This is a genomic window from Micromonospora sp. U21, from assembly GCF_018070045.1.
Taxonomy (GTDB): domain Bacteria; phylum Actinomycetota; class Actinomycetes; order Mycobacteriales; family Micromonosporaceae; genus Micromonospora.
Genome location: NZ_JAGPYK010000001.1, coordinates 275,374 through 301,766, shown reverse-complemented (window position 1 = coordinate 301,766; position 26,393 = coordinate 275,374). Strand labels below are relative to the sequence as shown.

Here is a 26,393-nt window from a genome sequence, read left to right as displayed (position 1 = left end):
CCGTGCCGCGCCGGGCCGGAGCCGGCCGGCCACGGCGGCTTCACCCGAACCGGGTGGGGCCGCCTCACCCGGTAGCGGTGGACGGTGGTCGAACCCGAGGACCAGGGAGGAAAGATGGCTGTCCGGACCAAGGCACGACCCTCGCCGACCGACGAGGTCCCGCTGTATCCGGCGTACGGCCACCTGATGCGCCGCCACCGGCACCCGATCGGCGTACGCGGCGGGCCGCGGCGCGCCCCGCGCGGGTACCAGCTGAGCGACAATGATCAGCGGCAGGTCCGGGCGGCGTACGAGCTGCGCGTGCGGCAGCTGGCCCGCGCGGTGGTGACGGCCGGCCGGCAGCCGGGCGACACGACGGAGAACCTGGTCGGACAGTTGGAACAGCGGATCGACGCGCTGGTACACCGGGCTGGTTTCGCGCCCTCGGTCGACGCGGCGCGGGACCTCGTCGCCCACAACACGTTCACCGTCGACGGTGGCAAGGTCAACCGTTCGTCGTACCTGGTCCAGCCGGGGCAGACAATCGAGGTGCGCGCGGACCGGCAGTGCCGAGCGCCGGTCGCCATCGCCATGGCCGAGCACTCCGAGGGTGACGCACCGCCGTACCTGGAGGTCAGTTCGGAGCGGTTCACCGCGACCCTGACCCGGGAGCCGCAACGGCAGGAGGTGCCCGCGTTGCGGGACATCCCCCTCGCCGTCCACTCGAACGAGGAGGTCGCACGATGAGCATGCCGATTCCGAACGACCGGCGGGTGCCCACCTACCTGCGGCAGAGCGGGCGGCCGGAGCTGACGCCGCGGCAACGGCGTCGCGCCGAGCACAAGGAGGCACGGCGGGAGAGCCTCCTGGGTCAGCGTCCGCCGAAGCGGTCGCGGGAACGGTGACCCGCGGTCGGCCCGGCGGCGCCGGGTGCCGGCCGGCCGACCGGGAGGTCCGAAGGGACCCGGGGGCCGGCGACGCGCGCCGGCCACCCGAGGTCAGCGCTTGCCGTCGCCCTTGCCGAGCTTGTTGAAGTCGATCTTCGGGAGCTTGAAGCCGGGCGGCAGGCCCTGACCGCCGGCCAGGTCGTTGGGGTCCATCCCCGGCGGAAGCTGCGGCATCCCACCCGGGAAGCCGCCGGCGCCAACGCGCGGAGCGGCACCACTCTGCCCGGCACCCCGCGAACGCTGCGAGCCCTTCGCGTTTTTCCGCTTGTTCTTGGGGCTCTTGGTCGCCTTGCGGCGGCCACCGCCGGGCAGGCCCATCATGCCGCCCATCTGCTTCATCATCTTCTGCGCGTCGGCGAAGCGGTTGAGCAGCTGGTTGACGTCCATCACGGTGACCCCGGAGCCGTTGGCGATGCGCGCCCGGCGGGAGCCATTGATGATCTTCGGGTTGGTCCGCTCGCCCGGGGTCATCGACCGGATGATCGCGGTGACCCGGTCGAAGTGGGTGTCGTCAAGATCGGCCAGCTGGTCCTTCATCTGCCCCATGCCGGGCATCATGGCCAGCACGTTGGCGATCGGCCCCATCCGGCGTACCGCGATGAGCTGGTCGAGGAAGTCCTCCAGCGTGAACTGCTCACCGCCCATCAGCTTGGCGGTCATCTTCTCCTTCTGATCCGAGTCGAAGGCCTGCTCGGCCTGCTCGATCAGAGTGAGGACGTCGCCCATGCCGAGGATCCGGCTGGCCATCCGGTCGGGGTGGAAGACGTCGAAGTCCTCCAGCTTCTCGCCGGTGGAGGCGAACAGGATCGGCTGCCCGGTCACCTCGCGCACCGACAGCGCGGCGCCACCACGGGCGTCGCCGTCGAGCTTGGAGAGCACCACGCCGGTGATGCCGACACCGTCACGGAACGCCTCGGCGGTGCGGACGGCGTCCTGACCGACCATCGCGTCGATGACGAAGATGACCTCGTCCGGCTGGACCGCGTCGCGGATGTCGGCGGCCTGCTGCATCATCTCGGCGTCGATGCCCAGCCGGCCGGCCGTGTCGACGATGACGATGTCCCGGGCCGCCCGCTTCGCGTGCTCGATCGACGCGCGGGCCACCTGGACCGGGTCACCGACGCCGTTGCCCGGCTCGGGGGCGTACACCTCGACGCCGGCCCGGCCACCGAGCACCTGGAGCTGCCCGACGGCGTTGGGACGCTGGAGGTCGGCGGCGACCAGCAGCGGCTGGTGCCCCTGGCCCTTGAGCCAGCGGGCCAGCTTGCCGGCGAGGGTGGTCTTACCGGAACCCTGGAGGCCGGCCAGCATGATCACCGTCGGGGACTGCTTGGCGAACTGGAGCCGCCGGCCCTCGCCGCCGAGCACGTTGATCAGCTCTTCGTTGACGATCTTGATGATCTGCTGGGCCGGGTTCAGCGCCTGCGAGACCTCGGAGCTGCGGGCCCGCTCCTTGACGTTCGCGATGAAGCCCTTGACGACCGGCAGCGCGACGTCCGCCTCCAGCAGCGCGAGGCGGATCTCGCGCGCCGTGGCGTCGATGTCGGCGTCGGTGAGCCGCCCCTTGCCGCGGAGCTTGGTGAAGATCCCGGACAGGCGGTCACTCAAGGTGTCAAACACACGAACATCCCGTTTGTCAGTGTTCCGGCGGGCACAACGCGGCCGGCAGTGCGGAGTCCGACCACCGCAAGGGTAGCGGGCCGGCCGCACGGCCGCTGTCGCCCGGCCCGGCGCGCGTCCCGGCCGCCCCGGCCGTGCCCGGCCGCCGCCCCCACGGGGCCGCCGTCGCGGTCATCCGGACACCAGCCCCGACTGGTACGCGAAGACGACGAGCTGGGCCCGGTCCCGGGCTCCCAGCTTGCCCATCGCCCGGCTGACGTGGGTCCGCGCGGTCGCCGGGCTGACCACCAGCCGGGCGGCGATCTCCTCGTTGTTCAGCCCCTCACCGACCAGGCCGACCACCTGGCGCTCCCGATCGGTGAGCGCGTCGAGCCGCGGATGCGGACGGGGCACCCGGGACGGCCGGGTGGCGAACTCCCGCACCACCCGCCGGGTCACCGACGGCGACAGCAACGCCTCCCCCTCGGCGACCAGCCGGATCGCCCGCAGCAGCTCGGCCGGCCGGGTGTCCTTGGTGAGGAACCCGCTCGCCCCGTGCCGCAGCGCGTCGAAGACGTACTCGTCCAGCTCGAAGGTGGTGAGCACCACCACCCGCGTGCCGGCCAGGTCGGGGTCGGCGACGATCCGACGCGTGGCCTCGATCCCGTCGATGCCCGGCATCCGGATGTCCATCAGCACCACGTCCGGCCGTTCCCGGCGGGCCAGCTCCACCGCCCGCAGCCCGTCGGCCGCCTCGCCGGCCAGCGCCAGGTCGTCCTCGCTCTCCACCAGCGCGCGCAGCCCGAGCCGGACCAGGTCCTGGTCGTCGGCGATCAGCACCCGGATCACGCGGACGGCTCCACCGGCAGCCGGGCGTACACCCGGAAACCGCCGTCGGGGCGCGGCCCTACGGCCAGCCGCCCACCCAGCGCGTCGACCCGCTCCCGCATCCCGGCCAGACCGTGCCCCCCGGTCCCGTCGTCGGTGGGATCCAGCCCGTCGCCGGCGGCACCGGCGCCCCGGTCGGTGACCTCGACGGTCAACCCGTCGGCGCGGTAGCCGACCGTCACCTCCGCACTGGCCACCCCGGCATGGCGCAGGACGTTGGTCAACGCCTCCTGCACCACCCGGTACGCGGCCAGGTCCACCGCCGCCGGCACCTCCCGGGGATCACCGACCACCCGCAGCTCGACGCCGAGACCGGCCCCGGCGAGCCGGTCGCGCAGCACTGGGAGCCGGGCCAGGCCGGGCACTGGCCCACGCTCCGCGCCCCGCCGCACCGCGCCCAGGGTGACCCGCAGCTCGTCCAGTGCCTCCCGGCTGGTCCGGCTGATCGCGGTCAGCGCGGTCTCCGCCTGCTCCGGCCGTTTGGGCAGCAGGTGCAGGGCGATCTCCGCCTGCATGCTGATCGCGGCCAGCCCGTGCCCCACCACGTCGTGCACCTCCTGCGCGATGCGCAGCCGCTCCTCGTCGGCCTGCCGCCGGGCCTGCTCCGCGCGGCTGCGCGCCTGCTCGGCACGGCTGCGGGCGACCGCCTCGCGGTTGACCCGCACCACCATCCCCACCGCGAACGGTACGACCGCCCAGGCCGAAGCGGGCAGCACTCCGACCCAGCCCGGCGCCGGGCCCCGGGACCAGAAGACGTGCGCCAGCAGCAGCACGAACGCGCCGCCGGTGGCGAGCGCCGCCGGCCGCACTGGCAGCCGCACCGCCACGGTGTACACCGCGATCAGGAAGGTGAGCAGGATCGGCCCGTACGGGTAGCCGAGCACCAGGTACGTCGTGGTGGCCACGGTGACCGCGGCGAGGGTGGCGACCGGGGCGCGCCGCCGGGCCAGCAGGGCCAGCGCGGCGACCGCGATCAGCACCCGGCAGGCGGCGTCCACCGGCCTCGACTCCGGCTGGTTGTCCCCGGCCAGGCCGGTGGCGAGCAGTCCGAATCCGAGCAGCCCCAGGGCGAGCGCGACGTCAGCGGTCGCCTCCCGCCACCCTCGCTGCCCGCTGCGTCGCATGGCCGTCATTCTGCCCGCGCCGATGCCATCGGGCGTGCGTCCACGAGCGGCACCGCAGCTACGCCCCCGGACGTACCCGCCGGGCCCGCGCCACCCGCCGGGCCCATGCCATCCGCCGGCCGCCGTTCCGCCTTGACGGCACACCTCTGGACGGCGTCCTTCCAAACGGCGCCACGGCGTTCCGCCGGGGGTGAGAGCGGCCGGAAGGCTTCAGCGCGGCCGGGCCGGGGGCGGACACCTCCGCGAGCGTTATGACTCTGGGGCATAAATATGACTCTGAGGTATAACGGCTGTGAGCGAGACGGGCTGGCGCGAGGGTCGAAAGGACGATTGTGCGGCGGCACGCGGCAGCTGGAGAGCGGCGGCGGCCGCGGTGCCGGCCGCAGGCATCACTTCTGGCGGGCAACGTCCACCCCCTGGCTGGGGTTGCTGGGCCGAGCGAGGCGATGAGGTCCCGCGGTGGCCCGGGAGCCGCGCAACGCCGGGCAGCGGGCGTCGGACAGCGCAGCGCCGGGCAGCGGGCAGCGGCCGCGGCTTCGGGGCTTCGGGGCGGATTCGATCGCGGGTCAGACGGCGGCGAGGACCGCCGCCTCCAGGCGCGCCCGGGTGGCGTCGTCCGGCCAGCCGCCGACGAGGTAGAAGGCGTCGACCACGTCGGCGCCGAGGGTGGAAATGCGGGCGGCACGGACCAGGGCACCCGCCTCGTCGAGCGCACAGGTGACCCGGTAGAGCAGCCCGGCGGCGTCGGCGGCGCGCAGCTCCAGCAGCACGGCGTCGGTGGCCGCCTCGCGGTGCCAGACCACCCGGGGGTCCGCGCCACCGCCCCGTGCGGTGAGTGCACGACCGCGCAGCCGCTGGGTGACCGACACGTCGCCGGCGACCGCCCGACGCAGGTCGGCGCGGAGCGGGACCGGGTCCGGCGGTAGGCCGTAGCGTGGCTGCACCCGGCACTCGACCAGGGCCCGGCCGTCGACCGCGGAGGCATCTGCGGAGATCACTTCCAGCCGGTGCAGGGCCAGGCAGCCGGCCACGGTGGCGAGCAGGCCCCGCCGGTCCGCCGCGGCCACCGCCACCCGGTCCCCGGTCAGGTGGACGACCGGCAGAGGCCCGGCCAACAGCGCCGGGTCGGGGGCCGGCGGTTCGGGCAGCACGCCGGTGTCCAGCGCGGTGCGGACCCGGGCGACCAGCTCGGCGACCAGTCGGCCCTTCCAGTCCGACCAGGCCGCCGGCCCGGTGGCCGCCGCGTCCGCGCGGACCAGCGCGTGCAGCAGGTCGAGTGTGCCGGTGTCGCCGACCGCCTCGGCCACCGCTGTGATGGTCACCGGGTCGGTCAGGTCCCGGCGGGTGGCCACGTCGGGCAGCAGCAGGTGCAGCCGGACCAGCGTGCCGATCAGCTCGACCTCCCCGGCGGGCAGACCGATCCGGGTCGCCACCGCCTCGGCCAGCGGCACACCGACCGCGCTGTGATCCCCGGGTAGTCCCTTGCCGATGTCGTGCAGCAGTGCGCCGAGGAGCAGCAGGTCCGGACGATCCACCTCGCGGGAGTGCCGGCTGGCCTCGTGAGCGGCCTGCACCAGGTGCCGGTCGAGGGTGTACCGGTGCACCGGGTTGTGCTGCGGCAGGCTCCGCAGCCGGGCCCACTCGGGCAGCCAGCCGTCGACCAGCCCGTACCGGTCGCAGGTTTCCCAGGCCGGCACCAGGCCTGGACCGGCGCCGAGCAGGGTGATCAGCGCGGCCCGGGCCTCGGCCGGCCAGGGCGCGCGCAGCGGCGGGCAGTACGCCGCCAGCCACTCGCAGGTCGCGCGGGCGATCGGTAGCCGGGTGGCGGCCGCGGCGGCGGCCACCCGTAGCGACAGGCTCGGGTCGGGGCGCGCTCCGATCGCCGTACGGGCGAGCACCAGCTCGCCGTCGTGCTCGACCACGTCCCGGGCCACCGGGCGGCGCACCGGGCGGCCGTTCCCGCCCCGGAAGCGGCCGGAGCGCAGCCGGTCGGCGGCCCGGAAGGCGTCGTCCAGGGCGTGGCTGACCGTGCGGGCGTCCCCGGCGACCCGGCGCAGGAGGGCGTCGCCGTCCTCCAGGGCGAGGAGCGCGGCCACCCCGTCGCGCTCCTGGGCGACCAGCCGGTCAACCCGGCGACCGACCTGCTGGTGCAGGGCGTCCCGGGTGTCCAGCAGACGCAGGTGAGCGGCGCGTACGGCGGGACGCAGCGCGTCGGTGATCCCCGCGGCGGAGATCGCCCGCAACAGCCCCACGTCGCGCAGCCCGCCGGCGGCCTCCTTGAGGTCGCCCTCCAGCAGGAAGGCCAGCTCGCCGTGAGCCTGCCAGCGGGCGGCGGTGACCTCCCGCAGACCGGGCAGCTGGCGGACGGCGGTCCGGCGCCAGTGGTCGGCGGCGGTACGGATCAGCGCGTCGGCCAGCGCGCGGTCGCCGGCCACCAGCCGGGCGTCGAGCAGCCCGAGGGCGACCTTGACGTCGTCCTGGGCCACCGACAGCGCCTCGGCGACGGTCCGCACCGAGTGATCCAGCCGCAGGCCGGCGTCCCAGATCGGGTACCAGAGCGCGGCGGCCAGCTCGTCCGTCCCGGACACTCCGGCGTGCAGCAGCACCAGGTCGAGGTCACCGTAGGGGGCGCACTGTCGCCGGCCCAGCCCACCGACGGCGAGCAGCGCCACGCCCTCACGGGCCGGCAGCAACCCGCGCAGGAAATCGTCGTACGCCGCCGCACGGGCCAGGCGGGCCGGCTCGCCGATCCCCCCGGGTACGCCGACGACCTCGTTGATCAGGCGGCCCGCGTCGCCGTCGCCGGCGTGCCCCAACGCGTTCCGCCTGATCAACGAGGTCATGTCGGTCGTGGCCCGGTCAGAGCGCGTCGAGGCCGCGTTCGCCGGTACGCACCCGGACGACCTCCTCGACACCGGTGACCCAGACCTTGCCGTCGCCGATCTTGCCCGTGCGGGCGGCCCCGACGATGGCGTCTACGATCTTGTCCACGTCGATCTCGTCGGTGAGCACCTCGACCCGGATCTTGGGCAGGAACTCGACCGTGTACTCGGCACCCCGGTAGACCTCGGTGTGCCCCTTCTGCCGCCCGTACCCCTGGACCTCGCTGACGGTCAGCCCGGCCACCCCGAGGGCGTGCAGAGCCTCCTTCACCGCGTCCAGCTGGTACGGCTTGATGACCGCGGTCACCAGCTTCATGTCCAACCCCTCCATCCCAGGAACGTTAACCGGCGACCTTCGCGCTGACCGGCTCGGCGGAATCCGCCTCCGGCTTGGCATCGCTCGTCGCGCCGCCACCGGGGGTGCCGATGCCGGCCATCGCGAACGCGCTGCCCGTGCCGCCGCCCGCCGGGGACAGGTCGTAGCTGCTCTCGGCGTGCTCGGCGATGTCGATGCCCTCCACCTCGGCCTCACCCTTCACGCGGAAGCCGATCGTCTTCTCGATGACGAAGGCGAGCGCCCAGGCGATGGCGAACGACCAGACCGAGACGATCAGACCGGCGAGCGCCTGCCGTCCGAGCTGGGTGACGCCGCCACCGTAGAAGAGGCCGTCGGAGGCGCCCACCACATCGCTGATCGCGGCGTTGACCGAGTTGGTGGCGAAGAGGCCGAGCCAGAGCGAGCCGATCCAGCCGCCGACGAAGTGCACGCCGACCACGTCGAGGGAGTCGTCGTAGCCCAGCTTGTACTTGAGGCTGACGGCGAGCGCACACACGACCCCGGCGACGATGCCGAGCAGGACGGCCGCCCAGGGGGCGATGAAACCACAGGCCGGGGTGATGGCGACCAGGCCGGCGACCGCGCCGGACGAGGCACCGACCATGGTCGGCTTCCGGTCCTTGATCCATTCGACCGCGATCCAGCCGAGCACCGCGGCCGCCGTGGCGAGCTGGGTGTTGATGAAGGCGAGCCCGGCGACCGAGTCGACGGTCAGCTCCGAGCCGGCGTTGAACCCGAACCACCCGAACCACAGCAGGCCGGCGCCGAGCGCGACCAGCGGGATGTTGTGCGGCTTCATGCCCTCACGCGGCCAGCCGAGCCGCTTGCCGAGCACCAGCGCCACGGCCAGGGCGGCCGCACCGGCGTTGATGTGCACCGCGGTGCCACCGGCGAAGTCCAGCGCGTGGATGTCGCCGCCGATGATCCCGCCGCCCCAGACCCAGTGCGCGACCGGGAAGTAGACCAGGGTGGCCCAGCCGAAGGCGAACAGCAGCCAGCCGGCGAACTTGGCCCGGTCGGCGATGGCACCGCTGATCAGCGCGACGGTGATCACCGCGAAGACCATCTGGAACGCCATGAACACGTAGAGCGGAACCCCGATGCCGCTGGGGTTCTCCGCCGTGGCGCCCCAGAGGTCGGTCTCGGCGAGGAAGGTCTTGGTGCCGAGGTACGCGCCCGGGTCGCCCCAGAAGCCGTTCACGTCGGTCCCGAAGGCGACGCTGAAGCCGTAGAACCACCACAGAACAGAGATGAGCCCGATGGCGGAGAAGCTCATCATCATCATGTTGAGTACGCCCTTGGCCCGGTTGAGACCGCCGTAGAACAGCGCCAGTCCGGGGGTCATGAGCAGCACGAGCGCGGTCGAAACCAGCAGCCAAACGGTATTGGCGCCGTCGATCGTCGGTGCTTCAGGCACGCTGGCCTCCTAAAGGTGAAGTTCCCTCCTTCGCGGCTTTCCGGGGCAGCGTCGCCCGTAGGCCGGTTGGGCGGAAGCTTCGCGGCCGGCTGTTTCACCCAGGGTCCCGGGCCGGTTTCCGTTTCGTGACGGGTTGTTTCGTACGTGTCACGAAGTCCGCCGTCCGGCCCGACCCATCGATCGACCCGCCCGCGGATTGGACCGGAGCCGACCGGCCCCGCGCTCAGCGGAGGGCGTTCTCCAGGGCGTGCCGCTCGTAGTCGAGCAGCCGCAGATCACGCATCGGCCGGCGCAGGTGCCCCTTGTGCACGATCCGGACGAACGCCGGCTCCCCGGCGGCGGCCATCCGACGGATCCCCTCGACGTGGTCGACGATGCGCTTGCGGATGGTCCGGATCAGCCGGTGCCGGTCCCGGGGAATCAGCCCGTACGCGTCGGCGAAGAGCCGCAGCCGGCGCGGCCGGTCCGGGCGCTTCCAGCCCAGCGTGATCGAGTCGCGGTCGGCGAAGATCGGCACCCAGGTCCAGGCCGCGTACGCCACGTCGTAGATCCGGGAGCCCGGCGAGGCCAGGTCGAAGTCGATCAGCCCGAGCGTGCCGTCCGGCCGCCAGATCACGTTGTGCGGCGCCGCGTCGTGGTGGCAGATCACCTCCGTGTCCGGAGGCGGGGGCCCGAACGAGCGCCAGACCGCCCCGGGCGGTGGGGTGAAGCCGTACTGCGCGTCGTGGAACATCCGCAGCATGGTGGCCACGGTGACCAGCGCCTCGTCGGTCACCCAGTGCGGGGCGAGCGGGTACTCCCCGCACTCCCCCTCCAGGTACGACAGCACCTCGCGGTTGCGCTCGTCCATGCCGAGCGCCCGGGGGGCGCCGGTGAACCCGACGTACTCCAGGTGCCTCAGCAGGGCGTGCACGGACGGGGTCCACGGCCCGGCGTTGCGGCGGACCGTGTCACCGACCCGGACCACGGTGCTCACGTTGCCGCCGTGCAGCGGGATCTCCTGCGAAGTCACGTACGGTCTCCCGAGGCGCTGCGAGGGGTGGCCGGGGTCGCGCCAGCCCGCGTACGCGCGATCGTCAGTGGTCACCCGAGACTACGCGTCCCGTCCGGCGGCCTCGGTGCCCAGCAACGCGTCGACGAACTGCGCCGGGTCGAACGGGGCCAGATCGTCCTTGCCCTCACCGAGGCCGACGAGCTTCACCGGGATGCCGAGCTTGCGCTGCACGGCGATCACGATGCCACCCTTGGCGGTGCCGTCGAGCTTGGTCAGCACCACGCCGGTCACGTTGACCACCTCGGTGAACACCCGGGCCTGCTCCAGGCCGTTCTGGCCGGTGGTGGCGTCGAGGATCAGGATCGTCTCGTCGATCGGGCCCTGTTTCTCCACCACCCGCTTGACCTTGCCCAGCTCGTCCATCAGGCCGACCTTGTTCTGGAGCCGCCCGGCGGTGTCGATGAGCACGGTGTCCACGCCGGTGTCGATGCCGCGCTTGACCGCGTCGAAGGCGACGCTGGCCGGGTCCGCGGCCTCCGGACCGCGGACGGTCTCCGCGCCGACCCGTGACCCCCAGGTCTCGAGCTGGTCGGCGGCGGCGGCCCGGAAGGTGTCCGCGGCGCCGAGCAGCACGGTGCGGCCGTCGGCCACCAGCACCCGCGCGATCTTGCCGCAGGTGGTGGTCTTGCCGGCGCCGTTGACGCCGACCACCAGCAGCACCGCCGGGACGCCGTCCTTCGGGGCGGTCCGCAGTGACCGGTCCAGGCTCGGGTCGAGCGCGTTGACCAGCTCGGCGGCGAGCAGTGCGCGCAGCTCGAAGGCCGAGCGGGTGCCCAGCACGCGGGTGCGCTCGCGCAGCCGGTCGACGATCTCGCGGGTGGCGTCGACGCCGACGTCGGCGGTGATCAGGCTGTCCTCGATCTCCTCCCAGACGTCCTCGTCGAGGTGGTCGCGGGCGAGCAGGCCGAGCAGCCCCTTGCCGAAGACGTTCTGCGAGCGGGACAGCCGCGAGCGGAGCCGGACCAGTCGCCCGGCGGTCGGCTCGGGCACCTCGACGGCCGGCGCGGGCGCCTCGATCACCGGCGGCGGTTCGACCAGGACACCGGTGGACAGATCGGACTCCGGTGCTTCGACCGGCGGGCCGGCGAGGTCCTCTTCGGCCCGGGTGTCGACCTCGGTGCGCGGCAGCGGGGGCTCGGGCCGCCGCCGCAATCGCGGCACGACCAGCCCGACTGTGCCGGCGATCAGCACACCGAGCAGGACCAGAGCGAGGACGAGATATTCGGCCATGCCGGAATCCTGTCAGATGCCGGCCGCGGCGTCCCAGCCACCGCACCCGGCCGGTGCCGGGAACCGGCGGTAGGCTCGGCCGCATGCCCGCCGCACACCTGCTCATCGGCCCCCTCCTGCGGCGCGTGGTGGGCACCCGGGCGACCATCTGGGTGGAGACGGCGGCGCCCGCTGTGGTCACCGTCCGCACCGCGGACGGCGCCACCGGCACCGCACCGACCTTCTCGGCGTACGACCACCACTACGCGCTCGTGGTGGTGCAGGGGCTCACCCCGGACAGCGCGACCACGTACGAGGTGCTGGTCGACGACGAGGTGGTCTGGCCGGTGCCGAGCAGCGGCTTCCCGCCGAGTGTGATCCGCACCCGGGCGGCCGACGACCTGGACCAGCCGGTCAGTCTGCTCTTCGGCTCGTGCCGGGAGACCACCCAGCACGCCACCACCCGCAAGCTCCCGCCGGACGCGCTGGATGCGTACGCCCGGCGGTTGATGGCCGACCCCGAGGCGAGCGAGTTGCCCGACCTCCTGGTGCTGCTCGGCGACCAGGTCTACGCCGATGTCACCTCGCCGACGGTGCGCCGGCTGTTGCGCCGGCGCCGGCGGCGGCCGAAGGGCGCCCCGGCCGACCAGGTGGTGAGCTTCGACGAGTACACGAAGCTCTACCTGGAGTCCTGGCGGGATCCGGAGATCCGCTGGCTGCTCTCCACCGTGCCGAGCGTGATGATCTTCGACGACCACGAGATCATCGACGACTGGAACACCTCGGCGGGCTGGCGGGCCGAGGTCCGCGAGCAGCCGTGGTGGTCCGAGCGGATCGGCAGCGGGCTCGCCTCCTACTGGGTCTACCAGCACCTGGGCAACCTCTCCCCGGACGACATCGCCGCCGACCCGGTCTTCGCGAAGGTCGCCGCCGCCGAGGACGCCACCGGCGTGCTGCGCGAGTTCGGGCACCGGGTCGACCAGGAGTCCGACCTGGCGCACGACACCGAGCGTTGGCGCGCGGTGCAGTACCAGTGGAGTTACGCGCTGGACCTGGGCCGGACCCGGCTAGTGATGCTGGACAACCGGGGCAGCCGGGTGCTCGACCGGGGCAACCGGGCGATGCTGCCGCCGGGTGAGTGGTCCTGGTTCCTCGACCAGGCGCACGGGGTCTACGACCACCTGGTGGTTGGCGCCTCGCTGCCCTGGCTGCTGCCGCAGGGCATCCACCACATCGAGGCGTGGAACGAGAAGCTCGCCGACTCGCGCCGGCCCTGGGTGGCGAGCGGGGCGGAGAAGCTGCGCCGGGCTCTGGACCTGGAGCACTGGGCGGCCTTCCGGCGCTCCTTCGAGGCGCTCGCGGAGACCTTCGCCCGGATCGGCACCGGCACCCCGAGCCGGTCCGGCGCCCGGGTCGGCGCCGGCCCGGCGTACGCCCCGCCGGCGTCGATCAGCGTGCTGTCCGGGGATGTGCACCACTCGTACGTGGCCCGGGCCCGGTTCGCCGACCGGGCGGTGGTCACTCCGGTGCACCAGCTCACCTGTTCGCCGATCCACAACCAGGTGCCGGCCGGTATCCGTCCGCTGATGCGGCTCGGCTGGTCGGCGGGCCCGGCGGGGGCGACGCGGGCGCTGGCCCGCTCGGCCGGTGTCCGCCGCCCGGGGGTGCGCTGGCGCAAGCTGGCCGGCCCCTACTTCGGCAACGCGGTGGCCACGCTGACCCATCGGGGGCGCGCGGCTGAGGTGACCATCGAGGGCACCACGACGGACGGGCGGCTACGCCCGGTGATGCACCGCCAGCTCTCCGGCAACGGCTGAGCCGGCCCGCCGTAGGCTCTACGCCGTGGACGACGAGCACCTGCCGGAGCCGATCCGGGCGGTCGAGCACGAACTGACGGCCCTGCTGCGTCGTGGTCGGGCGGTCTCCTGGGAGATCGCCCGGGAGGTGCACCCGAACCTCGAACCGAACACCTACGGGCTGCTGCTCTGGCTGCGCCGGAGTGGCTCGATCCGGTTGACCGAGTTGGCGGGACTGCTCGGGGTGGGCAAGGGGACGCTGAGCCGGCAGATCAACGGGCTGGAAGCGCTCGGCCTGGTCAACCGCGACCCCGATCCCAGCGATCGGCGGGCCGCGCAGATCAGCCTCACCGAGGAGGGTCAGCGCCGGTTCGATGTCGCCCGGTCCGCCCGGCTGGGTGAGTTCCTGCGTGCCCTGGACGGCTGGCCGGCCCGGGACGTCGAGGAGTTCGCCCGGCTGCTCGGTCGATTCAACGACTCCTGGATCTGACGCCGACGACGGGGGAATGTCGCTCCCCTCCGACATGTTGTTGCTCTAGGCAACTAAAACATGCGGTTGCTCCAGGCAACTCTCAGGCGGTCGCCGTACGCCAGCGCCGCCGCTCCACCTCGATTCCACGCGGAGGCAGCAACGATGAGCCACGCGACAGCGCCCACCCGGGCGACCGGCGTCGACATGACCCACCGGCAGATCCTGGAGGCCCTCTCCGGTCTGCTGCTGGGCATGTTCGTCGCGATCCTCTCCTCCACGGTCGTCTCGAACGCGCTGCCGCGGATCATCACCGAGCTGCACGGCGGTCAGTCCGCGTACACCTGGGTGGTCACCTCCGCCCTGCTCGCGACCACCGCGACCACCCCCATCTGGGGCAAGCTCGCCGACCTGACCAGCAAGAAGGTCCTGGTCCAGCTCTCCCTGGGGATCTACGTGCTGGGCTCGGTGCTGGCCGGCGCCGCCCAGGGCACCGGTGAGCTGATCGCCTGCCGGGTGGTCCAGGGCATCGGCGCCGGCGGCCTCACCGCGCTGGCCCAGGTGATCATGGCGACCATGATCGCGCCGCGCGAGCGGGGCCGCTACAGCGGCTACCTCGGCGCCGTGATGGCCGTCGGCACCATCGGCGGCCCGCTGATCGGCGGCGTGATCGTCGACACCTCCTGGCTCGGCTGGCGCTGGTGCTTCTACGTCGGCGTGCCGTTCGCCATCGCCGCGCTGGTCGTGCTCCAGAAGACCCTGCACCTGCCGGTCGTGAAGCGGAAGGCGCAGATCGACTGGTGGGGCGCCACGCTGATCACCGCGGCCGTCTCGGTGCTGCTGATCTGGGTCTCGCTCGCCGGCGACCAGTTCGCCTGGACGTCCTGGCAGAGCGCCGTCATGGTGGTCGGCGCCCTGGTGCTCGGCGCGCTGGCGATCCGGGTGGAGACCCGGGCCGCCGAGCCGATGATCCCGCCACGGCTGTTCCGCAACCGCACCATCACCCTGGCCGTCGTCGCCAGCATCGCGGTCGGCGTGGGCCTGTTCGGCGCGTCGGTCTTCCTCGGCCAGTACTTCCAGATCAGCCGTGGCCAGAGCCCCACCATGTCCGGCCTGATGACCCTGCCGATGATCCTCGGTCTGCTGGTCTCTTCCACGCTGAGCGGCCGGATCATCACCCGTACCGGCCGCTGGAAGCGGTTCCTGGTGCTGGGTTCGGCGCTGCTCACCGTCGGCTTCGCACTGATGGGCACGCTCCGGGCGGACACCAGCTTCACCCTGCTCAGCCTCTACATGGCCCTGATCGGCGTCGGCCTGGGCATGACCATGCAGAACCTGGTCCTCGCCGTGCAGAACACCGTCGGCCCGCACGAGCTCGGCGCGGCCAGCTCGGTGGTCGCGTTCTTCCGCAGCCTGGGCGGCGCGATCGGGGTCGCCGCCCTCGGCGCGGTGCTCGCCCACAAGGTCAAGGACTACCTGGCCGAGGGGCTGGCCCAACTCGGCATCCCCGCGTCCAGCTCGGGCAGCGGCGCGATCCTCCCCGACGTGCACACCCTGCCCGGCCCGCTGCGCGCCGTGGTGGTGAGCGCGTACGGCCACGGCGCCGGCGACATCTTCCTGACCGCGGCCCCCTTCGCGCTGATCGCGCTGATCGCTGTGATCTTCATCAAGGAGGTGCCGCTGCGGCAGCACAACGGCTCCCCGGTCGGCGCCGAAGTCGAGCAAGAATCGACCATCGCGGCCGGCGCTGGTGCCGCCGTCATCCGTACCGGCGAGCAGAGGTGAGGTAGGCAGCCATGAGCGTGGGAGCACGTGACCGCGAGGAGTACGGGCCCCGGACCCGCCCGCTGCCCTTCGAACGAGGGACGGACGGGCCCCGGGTGATCATGGTGGGCGTGGACGGCACCCGCACCTCCGAGCGGGCCGGCTCCTACGCCGCCGGCCTGGCCCGCCGGCAGGGCGCCGCGCTGGTGGTGCTCTTCGTCAGCTCGGCGAGCGGGCTGACCGCCCTGGTGCCGGGGATGGACGCCGGCGCCGTGCAGCGCACCCACGACGAGCTGGCCGACGAGCTGCGCCGGGAGTGCCGCCGCGGCGCCGAGGAGCTCGGCCTGCCGGTGACCTTCCTGTGCCGGCGCGGCGACGCGTACGGCGAACTGTGCGCGGCGGCCGACGAGTTCCAGGCCGACATGGTGGTGGTCGGCGCTTCCGAGCAGGCGGGTCACCGGCTGGTCGGCTCGGTCGCCACCCGCCTGGTCCGCACCGGCCGCTGGCCCGTCGTCGTCGTCCCCTAGGCCCGAGGCCCGAAGGAAGGGCACCTTGTCAACGCCTGGAGTGGTACAGGGGCCCCTTCTCAACGCGCCGACGGTAATGCGCTCGCCGGTTGTCGGTGGGGACCGTCAGGATGGCCCGATGACCTGGAGAGCACCTGAGATCGACCGCAAGCCCGAGCCCCACCTCGGTGACGAGCGCACCATGCTCGACGGCTGGCTCGACTACCAACGCGAGACCCTGCTGCTCAAGTGCGCCGGGCTCACCGCCGAGCAACTGAAGATCCCGAGCGTGCAGCCTTCCGGGCTGACCCTGCTCGGCCTGGTCCGGCACCTGGCCGAGGTGGAGCGCTGGTGGTTCCGGATCCGCGCCGCCGGCGAGGACCTGGGCGACCTCTACTGCACCGAGGACAGCCCCGACGGCGACCTGGACGACGTCGCCGACGCCGACGCCGAGCGTGATTTCGCCGTCTACGCTGCCGAAGTCACGGCGGCCCGAGCGACCGCACTCTCCCTGGACCACACCTTCGTGCGTCGCCGCCGCGACGGCGGCGCCGACGAGATGAACGTCCGTTGGGTCTACGTGCACATGATCGAGGAGTACGCCCGGCACAACGGCCACGCCGACCTGATCCGCGAGCGGATCGACGGCGTCACCGGCGACTGACCGGATTGGTCCACCGCAGGTCGGCGATGTGGCGGCATCAGGTCGGTCGGATGCCGCCACATCGGCGATACGGCGACGGAGGGCGGTCTGCTCAGTAGTTCAGCGCGGCCCGCAGGTAGCGCAGGTCGGTGTGGCCGCCCCAGCGGTGCGCCGACAGCCCGGCGGCCCGGGCGCCCCGGACGGCCCAGTCCTCGTCGTCGACGAAGAGCACCCGGGCCGGCGGGGTGGCCAGTGCCACGCAGGCGGCCTGGAAGTACTCCGGGGCCGGCTTGTGCACCCCGAGTGTCGAGGAGTTCACCACCACGTCCAGCTCGCCGGTCAGGCCGAGCGTGGCCAGGTCGGCGTCGAGCAGGTCGGTGGCGTTGGTGGCCAGGCCCACCTTGATCCCGGCGCCGCGTACCTCCCGGACGAAGTCGAGCACTGTGGTGTCCACCTCGCCCCGGTAGCGCTGCCACTGCTCCACCGCCGCCCGGGCCTGGTCCGGGCCGCCGGCCGGCTCGGCCAGCGCGTCCGCCACGCTGCTCACCCAGTCGGCGTGGCTGACCTGGCCGGTGAGCACGGGCTGGAGCCGGCCCCACTGCATGGCGATCTCGGTGAGCACCCCGTCGGCGAGGCCGTACTCCCGCTCCACTCCAGCGGCAACCGCCGGGTCGAACCGGCGCAGTACGCCGTCCAGATCCAGCAGGAGCGCCGTCGCGCGTTCCCGAGCCACTACCCGTTCTCCTCGCCGCGGCTGCGCCGCTGGTCGTCCTCGTCGGCCCGGTTGAGCCGCTGACTGATCACCTGGGTGACCCCGCTGCGCATGGTCACTCCGTAGAGCGCGTCCGCGATCTCCATCGTCCGCTTCTGGTGCGTGATGACGATCAACTGGCTCTTCTCCCGCAACTGTGCCAGCAGCGTGATCAGCCGGCCCAGGTTCACGTCGTCCAGGGCCGCCTCGACCTCGTCCATGATGTAGAACGGGCTGGGCCGGGCGCGGAAGATCGCCACCAGCATGGCCACCGCGGTCAGGGACCGCTCGCCACCGGAGAGCAGGGACAGCCGTTTGATCTTCTTGCCCGGCGGGCGGGCCTCCACCTCGACGCCGGTGGTGAGCAGGTCCTCGGGGTCGGTGAGGATCAGCCGGCCCTCGCCCCCGGGGAAGAGCACGGTGAACACCTGCTCGAACTCCCGCGCGGTGTCCTCGAACGCGCTGGCGAAGACCTCCAGGATCCGCTCGTCCACGTCCTTGACCACGGTGAGCAGGTCCCGCCGGGTGGCCTTGAGGTCCTCCAGCTGCTCGGAGAGGAACTTGTAACGCTCCTCCAGCGCGGCGAACTCCTCCAGCGCGAGCGGGTTGACCTTGCCGAGCAGGGCCAGTTCGCGTTCCGCCTTCGCGGCCCGCTTCTCCTGCACGGGCCGCTCGTAGCGGACCGGCTCGGGCACCGGGAGCCCGTCGCGTTCGGCCGCCGCGACGTCGGCCTGGGTGGGGGGGACGGGCTGGCTGGGCCCGTACTCGGCGACCAGGGTCTCCACGTCCAGCCCGAAGTCCTCAGCGGCCTTCGCCTCCAGCTGCTCGATGCGCAGCCGCTGCTCGGCACGGGCCACCTCGTCCCGGTGCACCTGGCTGGTCAGCCGCTCCAGCTCCGCACCGAACCGCTTGGCGGCCCCGCGTACCTCCTGGAGTTCGGCCTCGCGGGCGGCGCGTTCCCGGGCCACCGCGTCGCGGTGCTCCTCTGCCGCCGCGATCGAGGTGGTGAGCCGGGTGAGCGCCTCCCGGGCGCCGCCGGCGACGGCCCGGGCGATGCCCGCGCCCCGGGTGCGGGCGGCCCGCCGGGCCGCGGCACGCTCCCGGGCGGCCCGCTCCGCCGTGGCCTGCCGGGCCAGCGAGTCGGCCCGGCCGGCGATCGAGGAGACCCGCTCCTCGGCGGTACGCACCGCGAGCCGGACCTCCATCTCGTTCTGCCGCGCCTGCGGCACCATCGCGGCGAGCTGGTCCCGCTCCTCGGTGGAGGGCTCGGCGTCGACCGGGGTCTCCTCGGCCAGCCGCAGTCGCTCCTCCAGCTCGGCCAGCGCGGTGAGGTCCCGCTGCCGGGCCGCCTCGGCGCGGGCCCGGGACTCGCCGAGGCGGTCGGTCTCCGCCTTCGCCGAGCGGGCCGCCGCGCCCAGCTCGGCCAGTCGACGGGCGGCGGCGTTCCGGTGGCTCTCCGCCTCGCGCTTCTCGGCGGCGGCGTGCTGCACCGCCTCCTTGGCGGCGGCCACCTCGGCGCGTGCCTCGACGAGTTGCTCGCGCAGCTCCGCGCCGGCGCGCTCGGCGGCGAGCCGGTTGGTGCGGGCCTCCTCGACGGCCGCCTGCACCTCGATGTAGCTGGGCGCCTTGGCCGACCCGCCGGCCGCCGCGTACGCCCCGACCACGTCGCCGTCGGGGGTGACCGCGCGCAGCTCGGGGTTGCCCGCGACGAGGTCGGCCGCGGCGGCCAGGTCATCGACGAGCACCACGTCGCGCAGCGCCCGGTGCACCGCGGGCCGCAGCTCGGCGGAGCATTCCACCAGGTCGGGCGCCCACCGGGCGCCGTCGGGCACCTTCGGGCGCAGCGCGTCGGCGGAGCCGGTCATGCCGGGGCCGGCCGGGCTGCCCACCAGCAGCCCGGCCCGGCCGGCGTCGGAGATCTTGAGCAGCCGCATGGCCTCGACGGCCTCGTCCACCCCGCTGACCGCGACCGCGTCGGCGAGGCCGCCGAGTGCGGCGGCCAGCGCGGCCTCGTGCCCCGGGGCGACGGTGAGCAGGCCGGCGAGGCTGCCGAGCAGGCCGGGCACCTCGCCGGCGCGGGCAAGCAGCGCGCCTCCACCGTCCTTGCGCCGCAGGCCGAGGGAGAGCGCTTCCTCGCGGGCCTTCCAGGTGGCCGCGTCCTTCTCTGCCGCCCGCTCGGCGTCGGCCAGCGACCGGACGGTGGCCTGCGCCCGGTCCTGCCCGGCGACCGCCTCGGCGTGCCGGGCGTCGAGGTCGGCGTTGTCCCGGTCGGCCTCGGTCGACTGCGCGGCCACCGCGTCCAGGTCGGCCTGGGCCTGCTCGGCGCGACCCAGCGCGTCGGCGTGCGCCACGGCGAGGCGTTCGATCTCCTCGCCGGCGCTGGTGGTCCGGGCCCGGGCCGAGTTGACCTGGCCGGTGAGTCTCGCCATCCCCTCACGCCGGTCGGCGATGGCCTTGGCCGCGGCGACCAGTTCCCGTTCGGCGGCGGCGAGCTGACGTTCCAGCTCCTGGCGGTGCTCCACCGCCTCGGCCAGCCGGATCTGGTCGTCGGTGAGCGCCGCGCGCAGCTCGTCCTCCTGCTCGCGGACCCGCTCGGCCTCGGCCTCCAGCTGGTCCGGGTCGCGACCGGGCCGCTCGTCGTCGCCGGAGGCGCTCAGGTGCCGCAGCCGTTCCCGGGCGAGCTGTTCGATCGACCGGAAGCGTTCCTGCAGGGCGGAGAGTTTGTACCAGGTGTCCTGGGCGGCGGCGAGCAGCGGAGCGTCCTCGGCCAGCGCGGCCTCCAGCTCACCGAGCCGGCCCTGCACCTCGGCGTGCTCGGCCTCGACCTGCTCGCGCCGCTCCCGCAACGCGGTCTCGTCGGCGATCTCCCGGTCGAGGGTCGTGCGCAGGGTGGCCAGGTCGTCGGCGAGCAGCCGCAGCCGGGCATCGCGCAGGTTCGCCTGGATGGCGGCGGCCCGCCGGGCCACCTCCGCCTGCCGGCCCAGCGGCTTGAGTTGGCGGCGCAGCTCGGCGGTGAGGTCGGTGAGCCGGTTGAGATTCACCTGCATCGCGTCGAGCTTGCGCAGCGCCTTTTCCTTGCGCTTGCGGTGCTTGAGGACGCCGGCCGCCTCCTCGATGAACGCCCGGCGATCCTCCGGCTTGGCGTGCAGCATGCCGTCGAGCCGGCCCTGGCCGACGATGATGTGCATCTCCCGGCCGATGCCCGAGTCCGACAGCAGTTCCTGGATGTCGAGCAACCGGCACGAGTTGCCGTTGATCTCGTACTCGCTCTCGCCGGAGCGGAACATCCGGCGGGTGATGGAGACCTCGGTGTACTCGATCGGCAGTGCGCCATCGGTGTTGTCGATGGTGAGGGTGACCTCCGCGCGACCCAGCGGCGCCCGGCCGGCGGTGCCGGCGAAGATGACGTCCTCCATCTTGCCGCCGCGCAGCGCCTTGGCGCCCTGCTCGCCGAGCACCCAGGCGATGGCGTCGACGACGTTGGACTTGCCGGAGCCGTTCGGGCCCACCACGCAGGTGATCCCGGGCTCCAGCTTCAACGTCGTGGCGGAGGCGAAGGACTTGAAGCCCTTCACCGTCAGGCTCTTGAGATACACCTTCTCGATCCTCGTCCGGTGGCCGCCGTACCGTCGCCGGCTGCGCGGACCTGGTGAACCCGCAGACTAACCCGGTGACGGGAGCGGTCGGGCACGCGACCCGCTCCGAAGCGCGCGGGTCGAGAGCGCGGGACGTGAGCGCGAGCCGACTTCGCTGTTGTTCGGCAGGCGGCGAGAAAGACAAACACCGTTCATGATCGGTACGCCGAACGACGCGATTCCGGAATCAACTGGCGCGGTTCCAGCGCCGTCCGGCGCAAGATCATTAATCGTCGGCCGGGAAAGGGGCCGGACAGCGTTGCGCGCCGGCACAGAGGTGACGGCGCGCATTTTTGCGATGGTGCGATTCAGTTTTCCGACCCCGAAGATCAGGTCAGCGCGGGCTCGGCCAGACGAAGCAGGTCGTCCGCCTCCGCCGCAGCCGCCGCGAGCCGATCATTGTCGGCGCGCAGACGCGTGATCTCGAACTCCAGTGCCTGAACCCTGGCACGCAGTCGGGTGACCTCGTCGAGCAGACGCCGGTCGGGCGCTGCACCTACGTGGCCGTAGAGGGCCTTCGCCATGCTGACTCCTTGATATGCGCTGCCGGAAAGGCCGGCCAACGCGCGCCCATTCATACGCGACTGTCATTCCAGCTGTATCTGGGCATGACCGGGCGCGACTGGCGACACCTATATATTGAGCCGCAAACCCCTCCTTCGTCAAGTTCTCGCAGGCCGTAGATCATCTCTACGTCGACCTGTCCACTTGTCGGGGGGCTGCCTCAAGGCACGGACACTCTCTGTCCGGACACCTTTACTGTACGCCTCAATTCCGGGAAGTCCGCACCCTGGCGTCCGACTTCCCCTTAACTCTTCCTTAGCCACGTTGCCGCAGGTCGTGGGCGAGTCGTAGCGTCACCCCGGCCCGCAACCGACCCCGTGGAGGCAGTGCCGTGTACGGCTGGACCGACCCGATGGACCCGAACGGCGCCCCCCGGCGCGCCGAGCGGCCGACCGACGAGCCGGACTGGCTGAGGGACCGCCCGGAACCCCGCTCGGCCTACCTGTTCGGTGACGACGACCCCGACCGGCCCGGCGACGAGTGGGACCGCACGCAGCCCACCGCTCGTTGGCAGTCGGAACCAGCGGCCCCCACCGGGCCCGCCGATGACGCCACCGCCGCCTGGCCGGCGTACGAGCCCGCCTACCAACAGGACGACGAGCCCACCGGCGGCTGGCGCGCCAACGCCCCCGTCGAGGAGACCACCGGCGGCTGGCGAGCCGCTCCGACCGGCGCCGACCGGTCGGGCGAGGGACGGCACCGCTCCCCGCGGCGCTGGCGCCGACCCCTGATGATCGGCGGCGCCGCCGCGGCGGCCACCCTCGTGGTGAGCCTCGGCGTCGGCGCGCTCGCGATGCCCGGCGGGGACGACACGGCCACCGAGCCGACCGCCGTCGACGACACCATCGCCGCCGCGCCGGCGGTGCCGACCGAGCAGCCGGCGGGCGACACCCTGGTCGCGCCCTCCCCGACCGCCGCGCCCAGCTCGGCCCGGCCGAGCCCGACGCCGAGCAAGGCCGTCAAGCCCACCCCGGCGTCGTCGCGCACCACCGCCGCCTCGCGGCGCAGCGTCGCGCGCAGCAGCGCGCCGAGCACCACCACCAGCACGGGCTCCAGCGGCAGCGGCAACGTCAGCGCCCAGGCTCGCGAGGTGGTGGACCTGGTCAACGCCGAACGGGCCAAGGCCGGCTGCAAGGCGCTGAGCATCGACGACAAGCTGATGACCGCCGCCCAGCGGCACAGCCAGGATCAGGCCGATCACCAGAACATGTCGCACACCGGCAGCGACGGCAGCAACGCCGGCGTCCGGCTGGACCGGGTGGGCTACAGCTGGCGCACCTACGGCGAGAACGTGGCATGGAACCAGAAGACCCCCGCCGCCGTGATGGACGCCTGGATGAACAGCTCCGGCCACCGGGCGAACATCCTGAACTGCGCGTTCACGGAGATCGGCGTCGGCATCGCCAACAGCAACGGGCCGTACTGGACCCAGGTCTTCGCGGCGCCGCGCTGACCGCGCGTCGTCCGCGCCCCCGCGCTCGTTTGACCCGGTGAGGTACGCCGGGCCGGAGCGTGGGGGCGGCGTGCCGGTGAGGGCGGCGACGGGCCGCCCGGGACCCGGGAGCTGCCGATGCGGATCCGGCCGCGGCGACGCGCCGTCGTATGCCCGCTGCGCCGAATCGTGTCGGCCTGCGTCGCCCTCGTCCTGGTGGCGCCGGTGTACGGCTGCCGGACCGAGTTCACCCCGCCCGGTGCGCCCACCCGGTGGCCGGCCGACCAGGCCCGCCACTGGCAGTGGCAGTGGCAGCTCCATGGCCCGCTCGACCCGGCGGTGGACGCCGACGTCTTCCTCCTCGACCCGGTGGCCACCACCGCCGCCCAGACCGCCGAGCTGCGCTCCCGGGACCGCCGGCTGATCTGCCAGGTGCACGTCGGCTCGGTCCGCTCGGCCGACCCGGACGCCAGCCGGCTACCGGCCGCCGTACAGGGCTCGCCCGGCCGCCAACCCGGCAGCCGGTGGCTGGATGTCCGGCGGTGGGACACACTCGAGCCGGTGCTGGCCGACCGGTTCCGGCTCTGCCGGGGCAAGGGCTTCGGCGCGGTGGCGCTGGCCGACGCCGACGGCTACGCGCAGCGCAGCGGCTTCCCACTCGACTTCGACGACCAACTGCTGTTCAACCGCCGGCTGGCCGAGCTGGCCCGGTCGCTGGACCTCTCCCCCGGGCTGGTCAACGACGTGCCGCAGCTCGCCGCGCTGGCTCCGGACTTCGACTTCGCGGTCAACGAGGAGTGCGTCCGGCTGGATCAGTGCGCCAAGCTGCTGCCCTTCGCCGACGCCGACAAGCCGGTCTTCCACGTCGAGTACACCGGCTCGACCGACGACTTCTGCGTCACCACCGTCGGCTACGGCTTCGCGTCCATCCGCAAGCAGCGGACGCTGGACGCGTGGCGCGAAGCCTGCGCCCTACCCTGACCCCTCCCCCTCCGCGCCCGCCGGCCCGCCGCCGTCTCCCCCGCCCGCGTCGATCTAGGGGAAATCGCCGTGGACGGAGATCCACTAGCGACAATTCTCCCTAGATCGACGCGGAGGGTGCGGGTCGACGCGGACGGTGTGGGTCGGCGGGCGGGCGCGGTCTTGGGGCCCGGGGAGGGAATGGTCAGGACACCGGCACCAGTTCCGGGGTGGGGGCCGGTGGCTCGGTGGGGGCGGGCGCCGAACGCGGGCGCAGGAAGCGGGGGGCCCACCAGTTGGCGTCGCCGAGCATGGTCATCAGCGCCGGCAGCACCACGCCCCGGATGATCGTGGCGTCCAGCAGGATCGCCGCCGCCAGACCGATGCCGAGCTGCTTCATGTCGATCGTGCTCAGCGTGGCGAAGATCGAGAACACCCCGACCATCACGATCGCCGCACTGGTCACCACGCCGGCCGACGACGTGATCCCGTACGCCACCGCGTCCCGGTTGGGCATCCCGGCCCGGATCCCCTCGCGGATCCGGCTGACCACGAAGACGTGGTAGTCCATGGAGAGGCCGAAGAGCACCACGAAGAGGAACAGCGGCAGCCAGGACACGATCGCGCCCATCGAGGTGAAGCCGAGCGGCCTCGCCGCCCAGTCGCCCTGGAAGACCAGCACCAGCAGCCCGTACGCGGCGCCGGCGGAGAGCAGGTTCAGCGCGATCGCGCTGGCCGCCACCACCACCGACCGGAAGGTGAGCACCATGACCAGGAAGGTGAGCACCAGGACGAAGCCCATCACCAGCGGCAGCTTGTCCCGGACGTGCTGCGCGTAGTCCTCGCTGTCGGCCACGCTGCCGCCGACCGCGTACTCGATGCCGGGGATGCCCCGCAGCTCGGCCGGGACCAGGTCCTCGCGCAGCTTCTCCAGCGACCGCACCGACCGGTCGTCCCGGCTGGCGTACGGGGTGGCGACGTCCAGCACCGACACCCGCCGGTCGGCCGACACCTCGATCTTCGGGCCGTCGGCCTCGGTGGGGGCGAACAGCGGATCGCCGGCCGCCTGGGTGGCCAGGTCGGTGAGCGCCGCGCGGACCCGGTCGGCCTGCTCGGCCGGCGCCCGGACGGCCACCACGTGGTTGGTGCCGGTGCTCGGGAAGGCGGCGGTGAGGCGGTCGTACGCCTGCATCGCCGGGGTGGTGCGCGGCAGGTCCTCCATGCCGGGAAACTTCAGCTTCATGCCGAGTGCCGGCGCGGCCAGCGCGAGCAGCAGCCCGACGGAGATGACCAGGGTCGGCACCGGGGCGCGCAGCGCGGGCCGGAGCACCGCTGGCCAGAGCCGGGGCGAGCGGGGCTCGCCGTGCCGGCCGGCGCGCGGTGCGGTCAGTCGCCAGAGCAGCGGCACCCGGGGCCGGTCGACCCAACGACCGAGCTTGGCCAGCAGGGCGGGCAGCACGGTCAGCGAGCCGACCACCGCGACCGCGACCACCAGGATCGAGCCGACGGCCAGCGACGAGAAGACCACGTCGCCAGCGAGCAGCAGGCCGGCCATGGAGATGATCACGGCGAAGCCGGAGACCACCACGGCGTGCCCGGAGGTCTCCGCCGCGATCTCCACCGCGTCCAGCCCGGAGCGGCCCTTGGCGCGTTCCTCCCGCTCCCGACGGACGTAGAACAGCGAGTAGTCGACCCCGACCGCCATGCCGATCAGCAGGATCACGGGGGCTGTGGTGTCGGTGGCCGGCACGAGGTGCGAGGCGAGGGTGGACAGACCCATCGCGGCGGCGACCGAGGAGAGCGCCAGCAACACCGGCACGCTGGCCGCGATCAGCGCGCCGAACGCGACGATCAGGATCGCCAGGGTGACCGGCAGGCTGAGCAGCTCGGCGCGCTTGAAGTCCTTGCCCAGGGTCTCGTCGAGGGCCTGCCCGATGGACGGCCCGCCGACCTGCTCGACGCGTAGCTGCGGGTGCCCCTCCTGAACGGTGGCGGTGGCGTCACGAAGCGGCTGCACCCGGTCGGACGCGGTACCCGCGTCGCCGGACATGGTGATCGGCAGCAGCAGCGCCGAGCCGTCCCGCGCGGCGACCGGCGGGCCGATCTCAGCGACGCCGGTGACCGTGCGCAGCCGGACCGCCGCGTCGTCCGCCGCCGCCTTCGCCGCCGCCGCGTCCAGCGCGCCACCCCGCGACGTGATCAGGACGTTCTCCACGGCCGCGTCGTCGAAGGCGCCGGCATCCACGATCAGGCTGGCGCGTCCCGCCTCGCCGATCGCCTGGTCGTTGCTGGTGGCCTCGTTGAGGCCGGCGGCGTTGCCACCGAGGAAGCACACCGCCACGAACACGGCCCACAGCGCTATCGCCCGCCACGGGTGCTCGGCGCTCCACCGCGCCATCCGCACCGTCACCGGTCTTGTCCCCATCTCGGGTCCCCC

21 protein-coding genes are annotated in these 26,393 nt (G+C 73.1%); 9 read left to right on the top strand and 12 right to left on the bottom strand.

Annotated elements, in window-relative coordinates; translation table 11 throughout:
* The first annotated feature begins 114 nt into the window (after positions 1 to 114).
* Both rpsD and KBX63_RS01490 read left to right on the top strand, forming a co-directional pair.
* Entirely contained in the window at positions 115 to 726 is a 612-nt protein-coding gene (gene rpsD / locus KBX63_RS01495) for a 30S ribosomal protein S4 (RefSeq protein WP_210906994.1), read from the top strand.
* Positions 723 to 884: a hypothetical protein gene (locus KBX63_RS01490; RefSeq protein ID WP_159451090.1), complete on the top strand. Its 162-nt coding sequence runs from the start codon at positions 723 to 725 to the stop codon at positions 882 to 884. Before rpsD ends, KBX63_RS01490 begins: the two co-directional genes overlap by 4 nt.
* A gap of 93 nt (positions 885 to 977) precedes the next feature.
* Here the strand turns inward: KBX63_RS01490 and ffh are convergent, their stop codons facing one another.
* From ffh to ftsY, 8 genes are all read right to left on the bottom strand, one after another.
* Positions 978 to 2,546 (bottom strand): signal recognition particle protein, encoded by a 1,569-nt coding sequence (gene ffh, locus KBX63_RS01485; protein WP_210906992.1) that lies wholly within the window; start codon positions 2,544 to 2,546, stop codon positions 978 to 980.
* Positions 2,547 to 2,717: 171 nt separating this feature from the next.
* A complete protein-coding gene (locus KBX63_RS01480; protein ID WP_089017283.1) occupies positions 2,718 to 3,374 on the bottom strand; it encodes a response regulator transcription factor in 657 nt (218 codons plus the stop codon).
* Positions 3,371 to 4,537 (bottom strand): sensor histidine kinase, encoded by a 1,167-nt coding sequence (locus KBX63_RS01475; RefSeq protein WP_247661439.1) that lies wholly within the window; start codon positions 4,535 to 4,537, stop codon positions 3,371 to 3,373. Before KBX63_RS01475 ends, KBX63_RS01480 begins: the two co-directional genes overlap by 4 nt.
* Positions 4,538 to 5,103: 566 nt before the next feature.
* Positions 5,104 to 7,380 carry a [protein-PII] uridylyltransferase gene (locus KBX63_RS01470; protein ID WP_210906988.1) on the bottom strand — a complete coding sequence of 759 codons (2,277 nt, stop codon included), beginning with the start codon at positions 7,378 to 7,380 and terminating at the stop codon, positions 5,104 to 5,106.
* Positions 7,381 to 7,396: 16 nt separating this feature from the next.
* Entirely contained in the window at positions 7,397 to 7,735 is a 339-nt protein-coding gene (locus KBX63_RS01465; RefSeq protein WP_174537509.1) for a P-II family nitrogen regulator, read from the bottom strand.
* Positions 7,736 to 7,760: 25 nt separating this feature from the next.
* Positions 7,761 to 9,173: an ammonium transporter gene (locus KBX63_RS01460; protein WP_210906986.1), complete on the bottom strand. Its 1,413-nt coding sequence runs from the start codon at positions 9,171 to 9,173 to the stop codon at positions 7,761 to 7,763.
* A 223-nt stretch (positions 9,174 to 9,396) separates the two neighbouring features.
* The gene (locus KBX63_RS01455; RefSeq protein WP_172898993.1) at positions 9,397 to 10,260 is read right to left on the bottom strand and encodes an aminoglycoside phosphotransferase family protein; all 864 of its coding nucleotides are present in this window, start codon (positions 10,258 to 10,260) and stop codon (positions 9,397 to 9,399) included.
* 6 nt (positions 10,261 to 10,266) lie between these two features.
* Positions 10,267 to 11,457: a signal recognition particle-docking protein FtsY gene (gene ftsY / locus KBX63_RS01450; RefSeq protein ID WP_210906984.1), complete on the bottom strand. Its 1,191-nt coding sequence runs from the start codon at positions 11,455 to 11,457 to the stop codon at positions 10,267 to 10,269.
* An 83-nt stretch (positions 11,458 to 11,540) separates the two neighbouring features.
* Here ftsY and KBX63_RS01445 point away from each other — a divergent pair, with 83 nt between their 5' ends.
* The 5 genes from KBX63_RS01445 to KBX63_RS01425 all read left to right on the top strand — a co-directional run bounded on the left by KBX63_RS01445 (position 11,541) and on the right by KBX63_RS01425 (position 16,635).
* A complete protein-coding gene (locus tag KBX63_RS01445; RefSeq protein WP_210906982.1) occupies positions 11,541 to 13,253 on the top strand; it encodes an alkaline phosphatase D family protein in 1,713 nt (570 codons plus the stop codon).
* A gap of 25 nt (positions 13,254 to 13,278) precedes the next feature.
* Positions 13,279 to 13,722 (top strand): MarR family transcriptional regulator, encoded by a 444-nt coding sequence (locus KBX63_RS01440; RefSeq protein WP_307871577.1) that lies wholly within the window; start codon positions 13,279 to 13,281, stop codon positions 13,720 to 13,722.
* A 144-nt stretch (positions 13,723 to 13,866) separates the two neighbouring features.
* Complete coding sequence (locus KBX63_RS01435) at positions 13,867 to 15,486, top strand: MDR family MFS transporter (protein ID WP_210906980.1); 1,620 nt, start codon at positions 13,867 to 13,869, stop codon at positions 15,484 to 15,486.
* A gap of 11 nt (positions 15,487 to 15,497) precedes the next feature.
* On the top strand, positions 15,498 to 15,992 hold the full coding sequence (locus KBX63_RS01430) for a universal stress protein (RefSeq protein ID WP_247661438.1): 495 nt from the start codon (positions 15,498 to 15,500) through the stop codon (positions 15,990 to 15,992).
* A gap of 118 nt (positions 15,993 to 16,110) precedes the next feature.
* On the top strand, positions 16,111 to 16,635 hold the full coding sequence (locus tag KBX63_RS01425; RefSeq protein ID WP_210906978.1) for a DinB family protein: 525 nt from the start codon (positions 16,111 to 16,113) through the stop codon (positions 16,633 to 16,635).
* A 91-nt stretch (positions 16,636 to 16,726) separates the two neighbouring features.
* Here KBX63_RS01425 and KBX63_RS01420 read toward each other — a convergent pair whose 3' ends face one another.
* The 3 genes from KBX63_RS01420 to KBX63_RS01410 all read right to left on the bottom strand — a co-directional run bounded on the left by KBX63_RS01420 (position 16,727) and on the right by KBX63_RS01410 (position 21,524).
* Complete coding sequence (locus KBX63_RS01420) at positions 16,727 to 17,347, bottom strand: HAD family hydrolase (protein ID WP_210906976.1); 621 nt, start codon at positions 17,345 to 17,347, stop codon at positions 16,727 to 16,729.
* Positions 17,347 to 20,961, bottom strand: coding sequence for a chromosome segregation protein SMC (gene smc / locus KBX63_RS01415; RefSeq protein WP_210906974.1), 3,615 nt, complete (start codon positions 20,959 to 20,961; stop codon positions 17,347 to 17,349). Before smc ends, KBX63_RS01420 begins: the two co-directional genes overlap by 1 nt.
* Positions 20,962 to 21,329: 368 nt before the next feature.
* Positions 21,330 to 21,524, bottom strand: coding sequence for a hypothetical protein (locus KBX63_RS01410; protein ID WP_007456482.1), 195 nt, complete (start codon positions 21,522 to 21,524; stop codon positions 21,330 to 21,332).
* Between the two features lie 371 nt (positions 21,525 to 21,895).
* Here KBX63_RS01410 and KBX63_RS01405 point away from each other — a divergent pair, with 371 nt between their 5' ends.
* Both KBX63_RS01405 and KBX63_RS01400 read left to right on the top strand, forming a co-directional pair.
* Positions 21,896 to 23,017 carry a CAP domain-containing protein gene (locus tag KBX63_RS01405; protein WP_374102172.1) on the top strand — a complete coding sequence of 374 codons (1,122 nt, stop codon included), beginning with the start codon at positions 21,896 to 21,898 and terminating at the stop codon, positions 23,015 to 23,017.
* A 117-nt stretch (positions 23,018 to 23,134) separates the two neighbouring features.
* Positions 23,135 to 23,977, top strand: coding sequence for an endo alpha-1,4 polygalactosaminidase (locus tag KBX63_RS01400; RefSeq protein ID WP_210906972.1), 843 nt, complete (start codon positions 23,135 to 23,137; stop codon positions 23,975 to 23,977).
* Positions 23,978 to 24,161: 184 nt separating this feature from the next.
* Here the strand turns inward: KBX63_RS01400 and KBX63_RS01395 are convergent, their stop codons facing one another.
* Entirely contained in the window at positions 24,162 to 26,381 is a 2,220-nt protein-coding gene (locus KBX63_RS01395) for an MMPL family transporter (protein ID WP_210906970.1), read from the bottom strand.
* Between the last annotated feature and the right edge of the window lie 12 nt (positions 26,382 to 26,393).

What these genes read in the sequence shown, in the direction of transcription:
- KBX63_RS01425 (WP_210906978.1), top strand. Translation starts at nt 16,111, where the DNA reads ATGACCTGGAGAGCACCTGAGATCGACCGCAAGCCCGAGCCCCACCTC.
- KBX63_RS01430 (WP_247661438.1), top strand. Translation starts at nt 15,498, where the DNA reads ATGAGCGTGGGAGCACGTGACCGCGAGGAGTACGGGCCCCGGACCCGC.
- KBX63_RS01470 (WP_210906988.1), bottom strand. Translation starts at nt 7,380, where the DNA reads ATGACCTCGTTGATCAGGCGGAACGCGTTGGGGCACGCCGGCGACGGC.
- KBX63_RS01395 (WP_210906970.1), bottom strand. Translation starts at nt 26,381, where the DNA reads ATGGGGACAAGACCGGTGACGGTGCGGATGGCGCGGTGGAGCGCCGAG.
- ftsY (WP_210906984.1), bottom strand. Translation starts at nt 11,457, where the DNA reads ATGGCCGAATATCTCGTCCTCGCTCTGGTCCTGCTCGGTGTGCTGATC.
- rpsD (WP_210906994.1), top strand. Translation starts at nt 115, where the DNA reads ATGGCTGTCCGGACCAAGGCACGACCCTCGCCGACCGACGAGGTCCCG.
- KBX63_RS01400 (WP_210906972.1), top strand. Translation starts at nt 23,135, where the DNA reads ATGCGGATCCGGCCGCGGCGACGCGCCGTCGTATGCCCGCTGCGCCGA.
- KBX63_RS01475 (WP_247661439.1), bottom strand. Translation starts at nt 4,537, where the DNA reads ATGCGACGCAGCGGGCAGCGAGGGTGGCGGGAGGCGACCGCTGACGTC.
- KBX63_RS01465 (WP_174537509.1), bottom strand. Translation starts at nt 7,735, where the DNA reads ATGAAGCTGGTGACCGCGGTCATCAAGCCGTACCAGCTGGACGCGGTG.
- KBX63_RS01490 (WP_159451090.1), top strand. Translation starts at nt 723, where the DNA reads ATGAGCATGCCGATTCCGAACGACCGGCGGGTGCCCACCTACCTGCGG.
- KBX63_RS01435 (WP_210906980.1), top strand. Translation starts at nt 13,867, where the DNA reads ATGAGCCACGCGACAGCGCCCACCCGGGCGACCGGCGTCGACATGACC.
- KBX63_RS01410 (WP_007456482.1), bottom strand. Translation starts at nt 21,524, where the DNA reads ATGGCGAAGGCCCTCTACGGCCACGTAGGTGCAGCGCCCGACCGGCGT.
- KBX63_RS01445 (WP_210906982.1), top strand. Translation starts at nt 11,541, where the DNA reads ATGCCCGCCGCACACCTGCTCATCGGCCCCCTCCTGCGGCGCGTGGTG.